Raw genomic sequence first — 16,474 nt, 5'->3', positions numbered from 1 at the left:
TTTTATTTGAAAGCATTATAAGAAACGACAAACAACATTTCTTACCTAAGATGTCCTAGATTAAAAAAGTGAGCTGCTATAATAGTGCTGTAAGCGATTACAACATAGTTGTAATTAAAAAAGTTCGAACTTTTGTAATAGCAATAATGACATTAATTTTTAGGAGGAAATATCTCATGGCAAAAAACTTTCGTGGTAAAAGTTATCTAAAATTAATTGATTTCACCAGTCGTGATATTCGTCACTTATTAGATCTTTCAAAGAACTTTAAAGACATGAAGCGAGCTGGCGTTCCTCACAAATACCTAACAGGTAAAAATATTGTTCTCTTGTTTGAAAAAACATCTACACGGACTCGTTGTGCTTTTGAAGTTGCTGGTTATGACCTTGGTATGGGCGTGACTTTCTTAGATGCTAATAGTTCTCAAATGGGACATAAGGAATCCATCGCTGATACCGCTCGTGTGCTTGGCCGTATGTATGATGGGATTGAATACCGTGGCTTTAGCCAAGACGTTGTTGAAGAATTAGCTGAATATGCAGGCGTTCCGGTATGGAACGGATTAACTGATGAATGGCATCCAACCCAAATGTTAGCTGATATGTTAACTGTTGAAGAACATTACGGCCACTTAAAAGGTCTAAAATTTGTATATATGGGCGATGCTCGTAACAATATGGCAAATTCCTTAATGGTTGTCTGTGCTAAATTGGGGGTAAACTTCGTTGCTTGCTCTCCTAAAGAACTCGCTCCAGATCCTAAGTTAGTGGAAATGTGTGAAGAAATTGCTAAAGAAAACTTCTCAACTGTTACTGTAACTGACAATGTTGAAGAAGGGACTAAAGATGCTGATGTTCTCTACACTGACGTATGGGTTTCAATGGGTGAACCAGACGAAGTTTGGGAAGAGAGAATTTCTTTACTAAAAGATTATCAAGTAAATAAAAAAGCCATGGAAAATGCAAAACCAACTGCTATTTTCTTACACTGCTTACCAGCCTTCCACGATGAAAAGACAACAGTCGGCCAAGAAATTGCTAAGAAATTTGGCTTAACTGAAATGGAAGTTAGCGACGAAGTCTTTGAATCTGAACAATCCTATGTCTTTGAACAAGCTGAAAATAGAATGCATACAATTAAAGCTATTGTTTATGCAACATTATCATAACTTAATAAGGTAATTGTTACGGATAACACTTAGTTGAATGGAAATAGTATCTTATATATTTCAAAGGATCAGATTGTCTACGGCTAAGATAATATTAGTCGGCTTCTTGCTCACTTAAATAATCATTTGAAAGAGGCTAGTGATGTTTCCCACAACTCATCACTAGCCTAGTTGAAAAGATTAAGAATAGGAAATGAAGTCAAGGTAAGGTTTGAAACTAGTGTTATCTATTCAATTAATAGGCCGGAGGGGAAAGCTTTTAGCGACAGACATTTAACTAAAAAGCTTTTCTACTATCCGGCTTATTTTATTAATTGCTATCTCTAGCTATTATTGATTAACAATTCCTTAATATAAAAACCAATATTTAGAGGTGGTTAAAATGAATTTTATTGAAATGATTACTCAATTTACCAATTGGGTTTGGAACTGGCCTATATTAATTGTACTTATTACTGGGGGATTAATACTTGGTTACCAAACTCGCTTTATTCAAATTCGACACTTTGGTTATGCGATGAAGCAAACATTTGGCAAAATGTTTGACTCGGATGTAGGTGGTGAAGGTTCAGTCAGTCCCTTCCAAGCAGCATCGGCAGCCTTAGCCTCTTCAATCGGAGCGGCTAACATTGTGGTTGCGCCGGCGATTATATTTACTGCTGGACCTGGTGCAATTGTATGGATGTGGGTAGCAGGTATTATTGGTCAAGCCACTAAGTTTTCAGAAATTGTTCTGGGGATTAAATATCGGGAAGTTAATGAAGAAGGAGATTATGTCGGGGGTGCAGCCTATACCTTTAAAAATGGTATTAAAGGGAACCTTGGTAAAATCATGGGCTTTTTGGTTGCATTCTTCTTCATGTTAGAAATCTTACCTTCCATCACAGTTCAAACGATTTCCGCAACAGCACCGCTAGAACAATTAGGACTTTCACGTCCTATATCTGCTGCTGCGATAACTGTCTTAGTCGTTCTTGTTGTTTATGGTGGTATTCAACGGATCGGACAAATTACTGAGAAATTAGTTCCTTTTATGGCTGGTTTATACGTGATTTGTGGTCTGGTTGTTATTTTTATGAATATTCAGAATTTACCTGATGCTGTTTCTGCCATCTTTTCAAGTGCCTTTAATCCACAGGCTGCGATTACAGGTGGCGCATGGGGAGCCTTTTTAGAAATGTTTAAAGCAGGTGCTGCACGCGGTTCCTATTCTAATGAAGCTGGTATGGGTTCAGCTGCTTATGCGCATGCTACCGCCGTTACTGACCACCCTGTACGTCAAGGACTGTGGGGGATCTTTGAAGTCGTTTCTACTACCTTAATGGTATGTACCATTTCTGTTTTAGTGGTGATGCTTTCAGGAAATTATAAGAATCCCGCTCTCAAAGATATTGCGGTCGAAAGAGCATTTAACAACGCTTTTGGTAATATTGGTACAGTTATCATAGCTATTTCCTTATTTATGTTTGTTATTTCAACGGTTATCGTTATTGTCTTCTATGCAGAAAGATTAGGCGAATATCTATTTGGACTCCACTTTGGTAAATTAATGCGTTTCTTAGCTTGCTTTATGGTTCTACTAGGCGGTTTTGTAACTTTTGAAGGGGCTGGAGTATTCTTAGATTTCACCCTAGGTTTAGTAGTCTTTGTAAATATGATAGGGATGATTATGCTCAGTGGTGAAGTCAGAGAATTGACAGATGACTTCTTTACAAACCCTAAATATTTCCCTGGTGCCAAAAAAGATAAGTAATGTGTATCGATAAATTTAGTTAAGAAACTATACTTTCTCTTAGTTTGGATAAAGTAAAAAAGAATAAGAAATATTGCCTTTTGTATATAAATAGCCTTAATAAAAACGAACTAGGAGAAAGCTAAATGAAATCGCTTAATAAAAATATATTTTTATAGTAAATTATAAATAAACGAGTAATTTAGCTTAGTAAGAAATGTAGAAAGGAGGGAGGAAATGAACACAGAAAAGTATTCTCAGGAAGCCATGCAGGTGCTCAAAGAAGCACAAAACTTAGCGATAAATAAAAAGCACAGCGAAGTCACTGAACTTCATCTGCTCAAGGCGATTCTAGACCAAGACGAAAACTCGGTGATTAAATTATTGACCGACCAGGGGATCATGTTGGGGCCACTCAAAGAACAAGTGGATACCGCGGTGGATAAATTGCGGAGTCCTAAAGGGGTTAAAAATCTTTACATTAGCCGAAATTACCAGCGTTTGCTTTTGATTAGCGAGCAAGTGTCGCGTGCCCAGTTTGAAAGCCGGGTGTCCTTAGACCATCTTTTCTTAGCACTAATGAAAGACGAAGATTTTGCTTCTGCTAAATTATTAGCCCTCTTTGAGATCACTGCAGACTTCTATGAACAGGCTATGGCTAAAAGAGAGACTGATAAGTTTCAGGAAGGTATTTCTAAGGCAGACTTGAAACAATTACTCAAGTACGGACGTAATCTTACCCAAGAAGCTATTGAAGGTCGCCTTGACCCCATTATTGGCCGTGATCAGGAAACGCGTAGCGTGATTCGAATCCTATCCCGGCGGATAAAAAACAACCCTGTTTTGATTGGAGAGGCGGGCGTAGGGAAGACTGCTATTGTGGAAGGTTTAGCTCAACGGATTGTTCAAGGCCGAGTGCCGGATAAGTTAAAGAATCGAATTATTTTTGCCTTAAATATTACCTCCCTAATTTCAGGAGCTAAATATCGGGGTGACTTTGAGGAACGCTTGGAAGAAGTCCTTGGTATCATCAAGGATTCTAAGGGACGCATCATTCTCTTTATTGATGAACTCCATAATATTGTTGGCGCTGGAAATAGTTCAGGATCCATGGATACCTCAAACATCCTTAAACCTATGCTAGCGCGGGGAGAGATTTTGACGATTGGTGCGACAACGACCGATGAGTATAAACTCTACATCGAAAAAGACCTGGCTCTAGACCGACGTTTTCAAAAGGTGCTCATTGAAGAACCTTCAGAAGCTGCCACCTTGTCCATTCTGCGAGGAATCCAGTCTAAGTATGAATCTTTCCACCAAGTCAATATTAAAGACCCTGCCTTAGTGGAAGCTGTCCGTTTGTCTAAACGTTACCTACCCAACCGCAAGTTACCAGATGTCGCTGTCGATATCTTGGATGAAGCTTCGGCCATGGTGAGAATGTATACGGATGAATTGCCTGAAAAGATTCAAGACCTTGAGGCTGAACTCAATAAAATGGAAACTGAAGCGGCTCGCTTAAAAAATGAAAGTGACCAGGTCAGCCAATACCGTTTCAAAGAATTAATGGAACAGGTAGCTGAGCAAGAAAAGCTACTCGACCAAGAATTAGCGAATTACCATAAAGAAAAAGACCGCATCCAAGAAATCACTCGCTTGAAGGGTGAGCTAGAAACTCTGAACCAACAAAAAATGGAAGCCCAATATGAGCGGGATTTAGATAAAATGAGTGCTTATTTAGCTGAAGAGAAAAGTACCAAGGCCGATTTAGAAGAACTTGAACAAAGTACTCCCTACTATAATGTATCGGCAGATGTTGGAATCAATGAAATTCGCGAAGTTGTTGCCCAGTTAGCCCATATGCCTAAAGCAGAAATGGAATCAGATCCTGCTGCTCAAATTGCTAAAATTGAAAGTGACCTGCGGGAAAATTTTGTTGGTGCAGATGATTTAATCGACAAAATCATTAGTCTGGTTACCCAGAGTCGGTCGGGCTTATTTAATCAAGCCAAGCCCTTGCTTTCTTTGATACTAGCAGGGGAGTCGGGGACCGGCAAAACCTATCTGGCAAGGTTAATTGCTCAGGCGCTATTTGGAGGTGAAGAACATCTTATCGCTTTAGACATGAGTGAATTTAGAGATGCCTCTTCCAATACCAAATTGATTGGATCACCACCAGGTTATATTGGTTATGAATCGAATAACCATTTAACTGAACAAATTCGAACCCGCCCTTATTCAGTTGTTTTGTTAGAAAATATTGACTATGCCCATCCGGATATCTTTGCTCTGATCAAGCAAATAGTGGCTAGTGGTCAAATTCGCGATAATAAAAGTCGGGATGTTGATTTCTCTAACACAGTGATTATCGCTACCCTGACTTTAGATGGGAATGCAGATTATCAAAAACAAGTAAGCAAGCGGGTGAATGGACAATCGCTAAGTGATTTTGATGCTGTTTACTACTTACAGCTATTTGATAAAAGTGAGATGGAAGCTCTTATTCAATTAGAGTTGGATCGCTTAGCCAAACTCCTAAAAGATAATCAGATTAAACTCAGCTATCAAGATGAATTAGTCAGGAGCTTGGCGAATTATTTGGTGAATGACTTAGATCGTCATAGTGCCAATGATCTCTCCCAATTGATGGAGAGTGAAATCACTACGCCAATTGCCCAACTACGTCTTAATGATCAACTACCAGCATTTACCAACATAGAACTTAGTCAAGCAAAGGGTGGTGATCGGCTAGTTCATATTGACTACCAGCAGGAGAATGGCAAGCAAGATAATTAAAGAAAAAAGACATCGTTAAAATTAACAAGGAGGAAGAGATAATGGCTTATAAGATACCAGAATTAAAATTTCCTGATTTCCAAGAAGCAAAATATCAAGAAATGCCAAGTGTGACTTACGAGGAAGCTGAAAGTGATGGCGTTTTACCTGATAGCTTTTATTTAACCACCCATTTACCAACCTTTTATAAGTTAGGGGAAGAATGGATTTTACCTAAATATAACTCATTAAACTGTGTGGCAGTAGTTGAAGATGACGACATTGTTATTCGGGAGCTGCGTGATGTCAAAGCCGGTGACAAAATTATCTCTGGATCGACCACTGATGGGTCACAAGGCATCTTAGTTTATAAAGAAGGTTTTCCAGAAGACATTTATTCCCAACGGAGTGTTTCAGTAGAAACCTCATTCTCACAAGACTATGACAAACTCTTTGACATTATGGAACATGAGAAGAATAATGGCGGTCATATTTCCTGGGTATTGGGGCCAGCAGTTGTTTTCGACCACGACACTCGGAACGCCTTAGTTCACCTAGCTGAAAATGGTTATATCCATAGTCTCTTAGGTGGGAACGCCATGACTACCCATGACCTGGAAGGTGGTTTCTTAAATACTGCTCTGGGGCAAAATATTTATACCCAAGAAAATGCACCAATGGGACACTACAACCACTTAGACCTCTTAAATGAAGTCCGAACAGCAGGATCGATTAAAAACTTTAATGATGCCGGTAACGTTAAGGACGGAATTATTAAGGCCCTAACCGAGATGGATATTCCAATTGTTCTGTCTGGTTCCATTCGTGATGATGGTCCACTACCAGAAGTGATGGGCTCAACCAGCCAGGCTCTGACTGAAACTAAGAAAATTTTAAATGAAGCAACTCTGATTATTTGTATTGCGACCATGTTGCACTCGAATTCAGTAGCCTCCTTGGCTTCAAGCTACAAAGTGGGCGATGATGGTAAGGTTCGTCCCGTTTATTTCTATACTATTGATATCACAGAAAACGTGGTGAACAAGGTTGGGGCTGCCAGAGAATACATGGCTTACCACCCAATGGTGACAAACGTTCAAGACTTCTGTGTCGCTTGTGAAAAAGCTTTAGTAACGCCTGCCCAAGGAGAAATGGCTAAGGCTGTTGAAGACGAGGAGTACGAAACTGTTGAAGTAGAAAACAATGAAGACGCAGCGAAGGGAGAGTTGGGAAATGACATTTAAGATTGCTGAATTTCATCATCCAGATTTTGACCAAGAATTTTTGAAAAACGCACCCAATGCTAAGTTAGTTGAAGTAGTAGAAGATGGTCTTAGTCCTAGAAACTACCATGCCTTATCCATTTATCCCGAATATTTTAAAATCAATGACAAATGGGTATTGGCTGAACAATCCCGGATGGACACCGTCGCAGTGGCCCATGATGAACCTGGTAAGGAATATATCGATGTAATCGAGTTTAGAAACCTTAAGAAGGGTGATAAGGTCGTTGTTGGACGGACAGAAGATGCTTCCGAAGGGATCTATGTTTGGACTGAAGGTTTCCAAGAAGCAGCTGTTGATGCGGATACTTTTGCCTTCCGTGAAGGGCGTTCTCGTGAGACTGCCTTTTCTATGGATTATGACAATCTCTATGAACTCTTAGAGCATGAGCGGGAAGCTGAACATGGTTATGTGACCTTAATTTTAGGGACTGCTACAGTTTTAGACCGTGATTCCCGTGATGCTTTAGCCAAGATTATTAATGAAGGCTATGTTAATGCCATTTTCTGTGGGACAGAAACTGCTGCCTTTGACTTAGAGCAAGGCTTGTATGATACCACTTGGGGTCAAGAAACCTTTACCCAAGAACAAAATACCTACCACAATATGTATGCCACTATCAACCGCGCTCGCCGCTATGGCTCAACTAAGAAATTAGTTGAATCTGGTGAAGTTAAAGATGGCTTCATGAAGGCAGCTATTGAACAAGATGTACCAGTTGTTTTAGCTGGAACTATCCGTGACCGCTTCGGTTTACCTGAAAGTATTGATAATGTCTATGATGCCCAAAATGAAATGCGTTCCCACATGCGTAAAACTTCAACCATGATTGCTATGTCAGCGATTCTCTTCACCATTGCAACTGGGAATATGACGCCTTCCTACAACCGTTTTGGTGATACAGTCAGACCGGTATTCTTATATACCGTTGATGTCCAAGAATTTGCGGTAGATAAATTGGCTGACCGTGGCTCCCTAACTGCAGTTTCTATTGTCACCAACGTTCAAGACTTCTTACGGAATATTGGTAGTGCCCTTTAAGTCGTAAAGGTAGCTACTGAGTTGGAAGATTAGCGCTTTGTAACTTAAGCATTAACACATCTGAAATTTTTTGAAAAAGGGACTGAAACGGAAGAGTCTTAATAAGAATGGAGGAAAAATATGAGTAAGATAGTATTAGCTTTGGGTGGTAATGCCCTAGGAAGTACTCCAAATGAACAAAAAGAAGCAGTAAAAACAACTGCCCAATCCATTGTGGATTTAATTGAAGCGGGCAATGAAATTATTGTTTCCCATGGAAATGGACCGCAAGTTGGTATGATTAACCTTGCTATGGACGTTTCTGCAAAAAGTGATGCGGGCACACCTGAAATGCCATTCCCTGAATGTGGAGCTATGAGTCAAGGTTATATTGGCTTCCATTTGCAAAATGCCATTGAAAATGAGTTGAATAAACGTGGTGTTGACAAAGCCGTTGCATCAGTGATTACTCAAGTTGTGGTAGATAAGGATGATCCAGCCTTTGATAATCCAACAAAACCAATTGGCGCTTTCTATAGTGAAGAGGAAGCTCAAGCCCTAAGTGACAAAGGATTTGCAGTAAAAGAAGATGCAGGTCGGGGTTATCGTCGGGTGGTGGCTTCACCTAAGCCTATCGATATTGTTGAAAAGGCCTTTATCCAAGATGCTTTTGACCAAGGTAATATTATTGTTGCTGCCGGTGGTGGTGGCATACCAGTAGTTGAAGCAGAAGACGGTTATGACGGGGTTCCAGCTGTCATTGATAAAGATTTTTCAAGCGCTAAATTAGCTGAACTCGTTGAAGCTGATTTGTTGATTATTTTAACCGCGGTAGAAAAAGTGGCAATCAACTTTGGTAAAGAAAATGAAGAATGGTTGGATGAATTGACTGTCGACCAAGCCAAAGAGTATACTGAAGCCGGAGAGTTTGCTGAAGGCTCAATGAAGCCAAAAATTGAGGCTGCCCTAGGCTTTGTGGAATCAAAACCAGGTAATCAAGCCATTATTACCTCCTTAGAAAAAGCTGAAGAAGGTATTAAAGGTCAAAATGGTACCTTAATTAAATAAAAACAATAACTAAGCCCTCCTAGCTCTTTTGTTGAGCCAGGAGGGCTTTTTGTTTTCTATAATAAATTTTTAACGGCTTGGTAGATGTAACGAGCGACGTAGGGATTATTCATGGTGTAAAGGTGGATCCCATCTACGCCATGGCTAATCAGGTCAACGATTTGGTCAATGGCGTAGGCTAAGCCGGCATCCCTTAGAGCCAGGGGGTTGTCTTGGTATTTCTCCATCGCCCGGCGGAATTTATCGGGAATTTGAACGCCACAAATTCGAGCCATGTGTTCAATTTGTTTTTTATTGGTGACTGGCATAATGCCAGCTTCAATAGGAACATCGATGCCGGCTAAATCAGCCCGTTCTAGGAAACGATAAAAATAATCATTATCTAGGAAGAGTTGGCTAATTAATTGGTCACTACCGGCATCGACTTTTTCTTTGAGGTAGCGGATATCGGTAATGGGGTCAGGGGCATCCACGTGGCCTTCTGGGTAGCAGGCGGCAATGAGGTTAAAGTCCTCTTTTGACTTGATGTAGCGAATAAGGTCAGCTGCATAGGGAAAGTCTTCCTTAGGACTTTGACCAGGTTTAGGGTCACCCCGTAAGACTAGGATATTTTCGATATTGGCTGCTTTTAATTCAGCTAATTTTTCATCGATACTAGCCCGAGTCTCATATAGGCAGGGCAGGTGAATAACACTTTCAATCCCATAGTTTTTGATCAAAGAGGCAATTTCGATACTTTTTAGGCGGTTATCACTACCTAAGGCTCCGCAGGTCACGCTGATGGCATCGGGATCAAGTTCTTTTAGACCATCTAAGGTTTTATAGATACTAGCAGAGGATGACTTAGCATTGGGCGGAAAGACTTCATAAGTGAAGAGAGTCTTGCCCTTAAACAATTCCTTGGTTTTCATGACGCAACTCCTTTGTTGCTTGGACTAAGTGCTTGAGGCTGGCTTGGGTTTCTTTTTCGCCCCGGGTCTTTAAACCGCAATCGGGATTGACCCAAAGTTTTTCAGGCTTAACTTTTTGAAGCATTTTATCCAAGGCTTCCTTAATTTCACTGACACTAGGGATCCGTGGGGAATGGATATCGTAGACACCAGGACCTACTTCGGTAGTGAAATGATTTTCTTTTAAGGAATCCAGAATTTCTAAGTTAGAACGTGAAGCTTCAAAGGTGATGACATCAGCATCCATGGCATCGATTGCTGGGATGATATCGGTGAATTCGCTATAACACATATGGGTGTGGATCTGGGTTTCCTTATGGCAGCCACTGTGAACGAGGCGGAAGGCTGGAATGGCCCAGTCGAGGTATTCTGTATACCAGTCACTTTGACGGAGGGGAAGTTTCTCCCGTAGGGCGGCTTCATCGACTTGGATAATGCGGATACCATTGGCCTCTAGATCAAGGACTTCGTCACGGATAGCCAAAGCTAGTTGCAAGGTGGAGTCTTTCACGCTGATGTCTTCTCGAGGGAAGGACCAGTTTAAGATAGTTACGGGACCGGTCAACATCCCTTTCATTGGTTTCTTGGTGAGGGATTGGGCATAAACTGACCAGGAAACAGTCATTGATTGAGCGCGTGATACATCGCCCCAGATAATTGGTGGTTTGACACAGCGGGTACCATATGACTGAACCCAGGCTTTTTCAGTGAATAAGACTCCATTTAACTGTTCACCAAAGTATTCGACCATGTCATTTCTTTCAAATTCACCGTGGACTAAGACATCGAGCCCCAGTTCTTCTTGTAAGTGAACGCAGTCTTTAATTTTCTCTTTGAGGAAGTTTTGGTAGTCTGCTTGGCTGATTTCACCGTTTTTAAAGGCCTTGCGCTTTAGCTTAACTTCCTTGGTTTGCGGGAAGGAACCGATAGTTGTTGTTGGAAAGAGAGGTAAGTTAAAGAATGCTTTTTGGGCTTTTTCTCTTTCGTCGAAAGGCACTGAACGTTGATAGGCTGTTTCAGGGATAGCAGCTAGACGTTCTTGCACCTTAGGATCATAACTGTCAGGACGATCGGTAAAGAGTGCTTGGTTTTCTTGGAAACGAGGATCATGATGATAATCTGTGTCAATTAACTGACTTAGGTCGTTTAATTCGCCCAGTTTCTCTTCAGCAAAGGCAAAATGCTTTTGATATTTCTCTGCTAGGGCACTTTCATTATCCAAGCTATAGGGAACATGGAGTAGGGAACAAGAAGTGGAAAGGACAAGGTTAATTCCTTGGCTCTTAAGGTCTTGGATAAGGGCCAGGGAACTTTGGTAGTTATTGCGCCAAATATTTTTACCGTTGACCAGTCCTAAAAAGAGCAGCTTATCTTCAGGGAAGCCGTAATGTTCGACCAATTCTTGGCTCTTTTTCCCTTCAATAAAGTCTAAACCGATACCATCAATCGCTAATTCGGTGAGTTCTTGATAAACATCTCTCACGTCGCCAAAATAGGTATTGACCAGCACCTTGACTTGGTCTTTTTGACTGAGTAAGCCCTGGTAGAGGTCCTTGAATAGTTTGATATCTTCATGAGTTAAGTCATGGACTAGATAAGGCTCATCCAGTTGCAGCCATTGGATCGCTTCTGTATTAAGCAGTTTTACGAGGTCTTGGTAGGCAGTAACCAAGCCGGTGAGAAAATCTTGGGCTTGGCTTTGACCGTGGTAACGCGATAGTTTTAACAGGGTGAAGGGCCCAGGGAAGACGACCTTGCCGTTAATCTTCAAGGCTTTGGCTTCTTCAATAATTGTCTTTAATCGTTCAGCGTGGAAGCGAATTTCAGTGTCATTATCAAACTCAGGCACAATGTAATGGTAGTTGGTATTAAACCATTTCTTCATAGCTAGGGCCTTCACGTCTCCAGCTGGTCCTTGATAACCCTTAGCTAAGGCAAAATAAGTATCAAGAGCAGACAGCTCTAGATCTTGATAACGTTTAGGGATAATGTTCAATTGGAAAGCAGCATCCAAGAGGTTATCATAGTAGGAAAAATCATTAACAGGAATAAAGTCGATGCCTGCTTGAGCTTGCTTAAGCCATTGGTCTTTACGGATAGCTTGGGCGGTTGCTTCGAGCTCGTCGACGGTAATTTCTTGGCGGAAATATTTTTCAGTGGCAAATTTTAGTTCTCTAAGTCGTCCTACACGAGGGTAGCCTATCAGGGATGTTTTCATTATCTATCACTCCTAAAAATAAAAAATTAATTTACAAAATCTCCTTTTTTCACTTGTATAGGAGTATAGCTAAATCCCAGCCTGGGGTGTTAATATGCATTTTGCATAAAAGGTGATCGGAATTCTAAAAGTTTGATATTATTTTTTAATGAATAAAGAATCTTTTGAGAGGTCCGAAGACCAGGTTGTTGATCAAAAAGGGTAGTCCTGTTGAGGCCGAGTAATTGTTTCCATTAAAGCTTTAAAAAATGAAATTAGACCTATATTTTGTGCTATAATTCTAAGCAGTGAACTATATCTTGTAATTATTGAGAACTTTTGTAGGGAAATTCTTTACAAAAGTCTTTTACTTTGCACTTTTTAATTAAGGAGTAGTCTATTGAAATATCGTGATTTAACCTTGCTTGCTATCGATGAAATGTTTCCTCTTGGACTCACTAAGCAAAGAACAGAAGAAGATTACTTGGTCTTTGCCTGTGATAGTTCAGCTAGTATCGGTGAAAAGGCTAATGACCAATTAGCCTCTCCTAATCCCTTAACTGCTCAAACTGCCTTACGGGTGCCCTTGATTGAGTTGCGAGCAGTGAATGCGGAACCGGTCTTGGCCTTTTATTTAGTGAATAATGAGATGAATCCTACGGGTCTTGCCTATCAAGAAGGCTTTCAAGCAGAACTCGACCGGGCCGGTTTTCCCCATATCCAAGTCAATGGTTCCACGGAAGAGAATATGCTAACCACTATGTCCGCTTTAGGGATCGTTTTGATGGGAAAGGCACAAAATGCTAAGGGCCTGTGGATCAGGCGGGTTGTGAGTGGTGATCGGGTCTTTCAATTAAAACGTCCCCGTTGCGGCCAAGCCGTCCTCGATGAGATGGATAAGCTCGTTTCTTATCAGGATATTGACCGCTTGCTGAGTCGTCCGGACTTGGTTCATGAGATTTGTCCGATCGGGTCTAAGGGAGCCCTGAATGAAGCGGGACAGGTGGCTGACTGTAATCAATTAAGCTTTAAGGCTAATCCCCAAGTGGAAGGCTTAAGCATCCACCAAGATTCAGCTGGACCAGCAACCGCTCTGGTTGTAGTAGGGACAGACCAATTGGGAAGTTTCCTAAAAGAGCATTTTGATGAAGTTTATGACCTGGGAGTGATGGTTTAATATGGGAAAAATTATTCTGATATCTGGAGCAGCCAAGAGCGGTAAGACCCAATTAGCCGAAGAGATGGCCTTGGCCTCTTCCGCTAAGCGCCTCTGCTACATTGCTACCCAAGCCAACCAACACACGGATAAGGAGATGAAGCGGCGTATCCTGGCCCACCAAGCCAAGCGGTCGCCCCGCTTTGAAACGGTCGAACGTTTCAAAGACCTGCCGACCTGGATAGCTAGCCAGTCTTATGATGGCTATCTCTTGGATTGTGTGACTTTGTGGCTAACTAATCTTTTCTTCGTTTATTTAGAAAAGCAGGGCATTGCAGCGAAAGACTTTGACCAGAAGATCGCTAGTCTTACAACCGAAGAGATTAGTGCCATTTCTGACTATTTCCAGCAAGAAGTTGCTGACCTGCTTCTAGCGGCTCAAGAAACTTCTGCCAGTTTATGGTTGGTGACTAATGAAACCGGTTGGGGCGTGACTCCACCTAGCCAGCTGGGCCGCTTATTTGTTGATTTTTACGGCCAAGTCAACCAGCAACTGGCTGCTGCTAGTGATGAGGTCTATTTGGCCATTATGGGTCTAAAAAAACAGGTGAAGCCATGATTAAAGTTTTCATCATTTATTTTCAATTTTTTACCCGGATTCCTATTCCTATTGCCGTCGACCATCCCCTAGAGCGCTACCGTCAGGGGATCTATTTACTACCGCTTTTTGGGGCCTTGCTCTTTGGTCTCCTGGCCTTACTTTATGCTCTCTTGGCCTATCTATTGCCGAGCCATGTTGCTTGGTTACTAGTCCTTATTTTTGAGACGGTAATCACCGGTGGCTTTCATATGGACGCCTTGGCTGATACTTGTGATGGGATCTTCTCAGCGCGAAAAAAAGAGGATATGTTACGGATTATGAAGGATTCACGCTTAGGGGCCTTTGGTGGCATTGCCTTGATCTTTTATTATTTGTTATACTACGTGCTTGGGAGTGAGGTCTTGAATGGCCTTCCTGGATTAGGAAATCAAATGGGGCTGATTATTAGCCTGGGGCTGATTTCCCGAGCCATGATTGCCCTAGGTCATTGGCAGCTGGTTTATTCAGGCTATAACCCCAATGGTATGGGAAAAATGATGGTAGGGACGCCTAAGTGGGGGATCTTACTGGGCCAGTTGTTAACGCTGGTGATCTTGTTTTTCATTATTGGTGTCAAGGCTCTCTTGGCCTATGGGCTAACCACGCTGGTTGTTCTGCTCTACCGCCGTCATATTTATCATCTCTTAGGCGGCATGAGTGGAGACACGGTGGGTTGTATGGGGCCTTTGAGTGAGGTCAGTTTTCTTTTGGCCTTACTGGCTTTAGGAGGGCTTTGATGGAGCTTTATTTAGCGCGGCACGGCCAAAGTGTGCGCAATGTTGACGGCCAATTTTATGGCAGACTGGACCCGCATTTGACCCCACTGGGACAACAACAAGCCCAGGCTTTGGGAAAGGCACTGAGAGGGAGAAGAATTGACCGTTTAGTGACCTCCAGGATGCAGCGGACCCAAGAAACTGCCCAGATTATTGCAGACAGCTTAAAAGCTGATAGTAGCTTTCAGACTTTCCCTTGGACTCGGGAAGCTGATCTGAATGAACGTGACTTGGGTGTCTGGGAAGGGAAAACGGCTCAAGAAATCGAAGCGATGGACCCTAAGACCTGGTGGGAGTATATTGACCAGCCCTTTCTTACCACCCCGGCTGGGGCAGAAAGCTATCTTGTCTTTAGAGACCGGGTCTTGAAGGCTCTATTAGGAGTCTTTAGTTCAGCTAGTGATGAGGAATCTTATTTCTTACTGGGGCACCATGGTTGGTTGCGCTTATTAGTCAGCCGGCTCTTAAACTTGGACGTGAAATATTTTGATTGTCACTTTACCCAAGGAAAGATTTATCGTTATTCGATTGACCAGTCTTTACTTTTGGAACGGCTAGTTGAAGCTATTGAAGAGGGGGATGAAGGATGCCAAAACATGGTGGAAATTTAAAGGAGCTTAGCCAGGTAATGGGCAGGGATATGACCCAGGCCTTGGATTTCTCCGCAAATATCAATCCTCTGGGCCTGCCTCAAGCCTTTAAGGAGGCCATCGTTTCCCATTTGTATCAGTTAGATCGCTATCCGGATTACAACTATCGGGATTTACGCCAAAGCCTAGCGGACTACTATCAAGTGTCCGATGACCACTTACTGGTGGGCAATGGGGCCGCAGAATTGATTGATCTACTGGCCTTTGCCTTGCCTTATCCGATGGTGACCATTGAACCTTGCTTTAATGAGTACGCAGCTAGTGCTAAGAAGTACCAGCGTCCCCATTGGTCCTATCTGACCCAGGCAGAAAATGATTTTACCTTTGACTTAGAAGATTTTTGGCCCTGGTTAGATAGCCACCGCAAGCAGGAGGCGGACCAAGAAGCTGGGAATAGGGCTTTTTCAGTCTGGCTCTGCCAGCCTAATAATCCCACTGGGTCCTTATATGAGTTCAACTTATTAAGGGATTTATTAAAGGGTATCAGCGACCGGGGTGGCTATTTAGTGGTGGATGAATCCTTTATTGATTTCCTGCCTGACCAGACTGACTATTCGCTGCTGGGACAAGTAGAAAGGGAAGAAAAGCTGGTGATCATTCGCTCACTAACTAAGTTCTATGCCATGCCTGCCCTGCGCTTAGGCGTAGCCATGACCAGTAAGCAGACCCTCTTGGATGACTTAAAGGCGGCTCAACTGACTTGGTCAGTCAACGGCTTAGCGGAAGCCTGTGGCCAGAAAATGCCTGACTTATCCACTTACCGCCAAGACTCTTTGACTTATTTAGCAGAAGCTAAAAAAGACTTGCAGGCAGGCTTGGAGAGTTTTTCGGCTTTGAAAGTCTTCCCTAGTGCCGCTAACTTCTTTTTAATCAAAGGACCTAAAGACTTGGCCCAAAATTTACTGGAAAAAGGTATAGTTTTGCGACAGACAGCTGATTTCAAGGGCCTGGGACCTGGTTACTACCGTTTGGCTGTTCGGACTAAGGAAGAAAACCGGACTTTACTTCGGGCCTTAGCTGATATTTTATAAGTGAAATAAAGAAAGAGAGGTAAAGG

General features: G+C 42.1%; 13 protein-coding genes. 11 read left to right on the top strand and 2 right to left on the bottom strand.

What is annotated here, in order from left to right; translation table 11 throughout:
• The first annotated feature begins 176 nt into the window (after positions 1-176).
• The 6 genes from argF to arcC all read left to right on the top strand — a co-directional run bounded on the left by argF (position 177) and on the right by arcC (position 9,048).
• Complete coding sequence (gene argF, locus JFU01_RS03615; protein WP_013669249.1) at positions 177-1,169, top strand: ornithine carbamoyltransferase; 993 nt, start codon at positions 177-179, stop codon at positions 1,167-1,169.
• 397 nt (positions 1,170-1,566) lie between these two features.
• Positions 1,567-2,922, top strand: a complete 1,356-nt coding sequence (locus tag JFU01_RS03610; RefSeq protein ID WP_230082249.1) for an alanine/glycine:cation symporter family protein — start codon at positions 1,567-1,569, stop codon at positions 2,920-2,922.
• Positions 2,923-3,138: 216 nt separating this feature from the next.
• Complete coding sequence (locus tag JFU01_RS03605) at positions 3,139-5,697, top strand: ATP-dependent Clp protease ATP-binding subunit (protein ID WP_198434185.1); 2,559 nt, start codon at positions 3,139-3,141, stop codon at positions 5,695-5,697.
• Between the two features lie 41 nt (positions 5,698-5,738).
• Positions 5,739-6,920, top strand: a complete 1,182-nt coding sequence (locus JFU01_RS03600; protein ID WP_195855879.1) for an ornithine cyclodeaminase family domain — start codon at positions 5,739-5,741, stop codon at positions 6,918-6,920.
• A complete protein-coding gene (locus tag JFU01_RS03595) occupies positions 6,910-8,001 on the top strand; it encodes an ornithine cyclodeaminase family domain (protein ID WP_064292378.1) in 1,092 nt (363 codons plus the stop codon). The genes JFU01_RS03600 and JFU01_RS03595 overlap by 11 nt, the downstream gene beginning before the upstream one ends.
• A 120-nt stretch (positions 8,002-8,121) precedes the next feature.
• The gene (arcC, locus tag JFU01_RS03590) at positions 8,122-9,048 is read left to right on the top strand and encodes a carbamate kinase (protein ID WP_070559506.1); all 927 of its coding nucleotides are present in this window, start codon (positions 8,122-8,124) and stop codon (positions 9,046-9,048) included.
• Between the two features lie 56 nt (positions 9,049-9,104).
• Here arcC and metF read toward each other — a convergent pair whose 3' ends face one another.
• Complete coding sequence (gene metF, locus JFU01_RS03585; protein WP_195855880.1) at positions 9,105-9,959, bottom strand: methylenetetrahydrofolate reductase [NAD(P)H]; 855 nt, start codon at positions 9,957-9,959, stop codon at positions 9,105-9,107.
• Entirely contained in the window at positions 9,937-12,216 is a 2,280-nt protein-coding gene (gene metE, locus JFU01_RS03580) for a 5-methyltetrahydropteroyltriglutamate--homocysteine S-methyltransferase (RefSeq protein ID WP_195855881.1), read from the bottom strand. Before metE ends, metF begins: the two co-directional genes overlap by 23 nt.
• Before the next feature lie 379 nt (positions 12,217-12,595).
• Between metE and JFU01_RS03575 the strand changes: the two genes are divergently transcribed.
• Genes JFU01_RS03575 through JFU01_RS03555 form a run of 5 tightly spaced genes read left to right on the top strand, consistent with a single transcriptional unit; the run spans position 12,596 to position 16,448 of the window.
• Positions 12,596-13,372: a hypothetical protein gene (locus JFU01_RS03575; RefSeq protein ID WP_195855882.1), complete on the top strand. Its 777-nt coding sequence runs from the start codon at positions 12,596-12,598 to the stop codon at positions 13,370-13,372.
• Between the two features lies 1 nt (position 13,373).
• Complete coding sequence (locus JFU01_RS03570) at positions 13,374-13,970, top strand: bifunctional adenosylcobinamide kinase/adenosylcobinamide-phosphate guanylyltransferase (RefSeq protein ID WP_195855883.1); 597 nt, start codon at positions 13,374-13,376, stop codon at positions 13,968-13,970.
• Positions 13,967-14,728: an adenosylcobinamide-GDP ribazoletransferase gene (cobS, locus tag JFU01_RS03565; protein ID WP_195855884.1), complete on the top strand. Its 762-nt coding sequence runs from the start codon at positions 13,967-13,969 to the stop codon at positions 14,726-14,728. Before JFU01_RS03570 ends, cobS begins: the two co-directional genes overlap by 4 nt.
• Positions 14,728-15,378: a histidine phosphatase family protein gene (locus tag JFU01_RS03560; RefSeq protein WP_195855885.1), complete on the top strand. Its 651-nt coding sequence runs from the start codon at positions 14,728-14,730 to the stop codon at positions 15,376-15,378. Before cobS ends, JFU01_RS03560 begins: the two co-directional genes overlap by 1 nt.
• On the top strand, positions 15,354-16,448 hold the full coding sequence (locus JFU01_RS03555) for a pyridoxal phosphate-dependent aminotransferase (RefSeq protein ID WP_195855886.1): 1,095 nt from the start codon (positions 15,354-15,356) through the stop codon (positions 16,446-16,448). The genes JFU01_RS03560 and JFU01_RS03555 overlap by 25 nt, the downstream gene beginning before the upstream one ends.
• Positions 16,449-16,474: the final 26 nt, after the last annotated feature.

The organism is Aerococcus sp. Group 2, assembly GCF_905125285.1.
In the GTDB taxonomy this organism is placed as follows: Bacteria; Bacillota; Bacilli; order Lactobacillales; family Aerococcaceae; genus Aerococcus; species Aerococcus urinae_E.
Note: the sequence above shows the minus strand (reverse complement) of the source record. Positions and strands in the feature narration are given on the sequence as shown.

Excerpts from the sequence above, each read along its gene's own strand:
- JFU01_RS03560 (WP_195855885.1), top strand. The coding sequence starts at position 14,728 with ATGGAGCTTTATTTAGCGCGGCACGGCCAAAGTGTGCGCAATGTTGAC.
- JFU01_RS03595 (WP_064292378.1), top strand. The coding sequence starts at position 6,910 with ATGACATTTAAGATTGCTGAATTTCATCATCCAGATTTTGACCAAGAA.
- JFU01_RS03555 (WP_195855886.1), top strand. The coding sequence starts at position 15,354 with ATGCCAAAACATGGTGGAAATTTAAAGGAGCTTAGCCAGGTAATGGGC.
- JFU01_RS03610 (WP_230082249.1), top strand. The coding sequence starts at position 1,567 with ATGATTACTCAATTTACCAATTGGGTTTGGAACTGGCCTATATTAATT.
- argF (WP_013669249.1), top strand. The coding sequence starts at position 177 with ATGGCAAAAAACTTTCGTGGTAAAAGTTATCTAAAATTAATTGATTTC.
- arcC (WP_070559506.1), top strand. The coding sequence starts at position 8,122 with ATGAGTAAGATAGTATTAGCTTTGGGTGGTAATGCCCTAGGAAGTACT.
- metF (WP_195855880.1), bottom strand. The coding sequence starts at position 9,959 with ATGAAAACCAAGGAATTGTTTAAGGGCAAGACTCTCTTCACTTATGAA.
- JFU01_RS03570 (WP_195855883.1), top strand. The coding sequence starts at position 13,374 with ATGGGAAAAATTATTCTGATATCTGGAGCAGCCAAGAGCGGTAAGACC.
- cobS (WP_195855884.1), top strand. The coding sequence starts at position 13,967 with ATGATTAAAGTTTTCATCATTTATTTTCAATTTTTTACCCGGATTCCT.
- metE (WP_195855881.1), bottom strand. The coding sequence starts at position 12,216 with ATGAAAACATCCCTGATAGGCTACCCTCGTGTAGGACGACTTAGAGAA.
- JFU01_RS03605 (WP_198434185.1), top strand. The coding sequence starts at position 3,139 with ATGAACACAGAAAAGTATTCTCAGGAAGCCATGCAGGTGCTCAAAGAA.
- JFU01_RS03600 (WP_195855879.1), top strand. The coding sequence starts at position 5,739 with ATGGCTTATAAGATACCAGAATTAAAATTTCCTGATTTCCAAGAAGCA.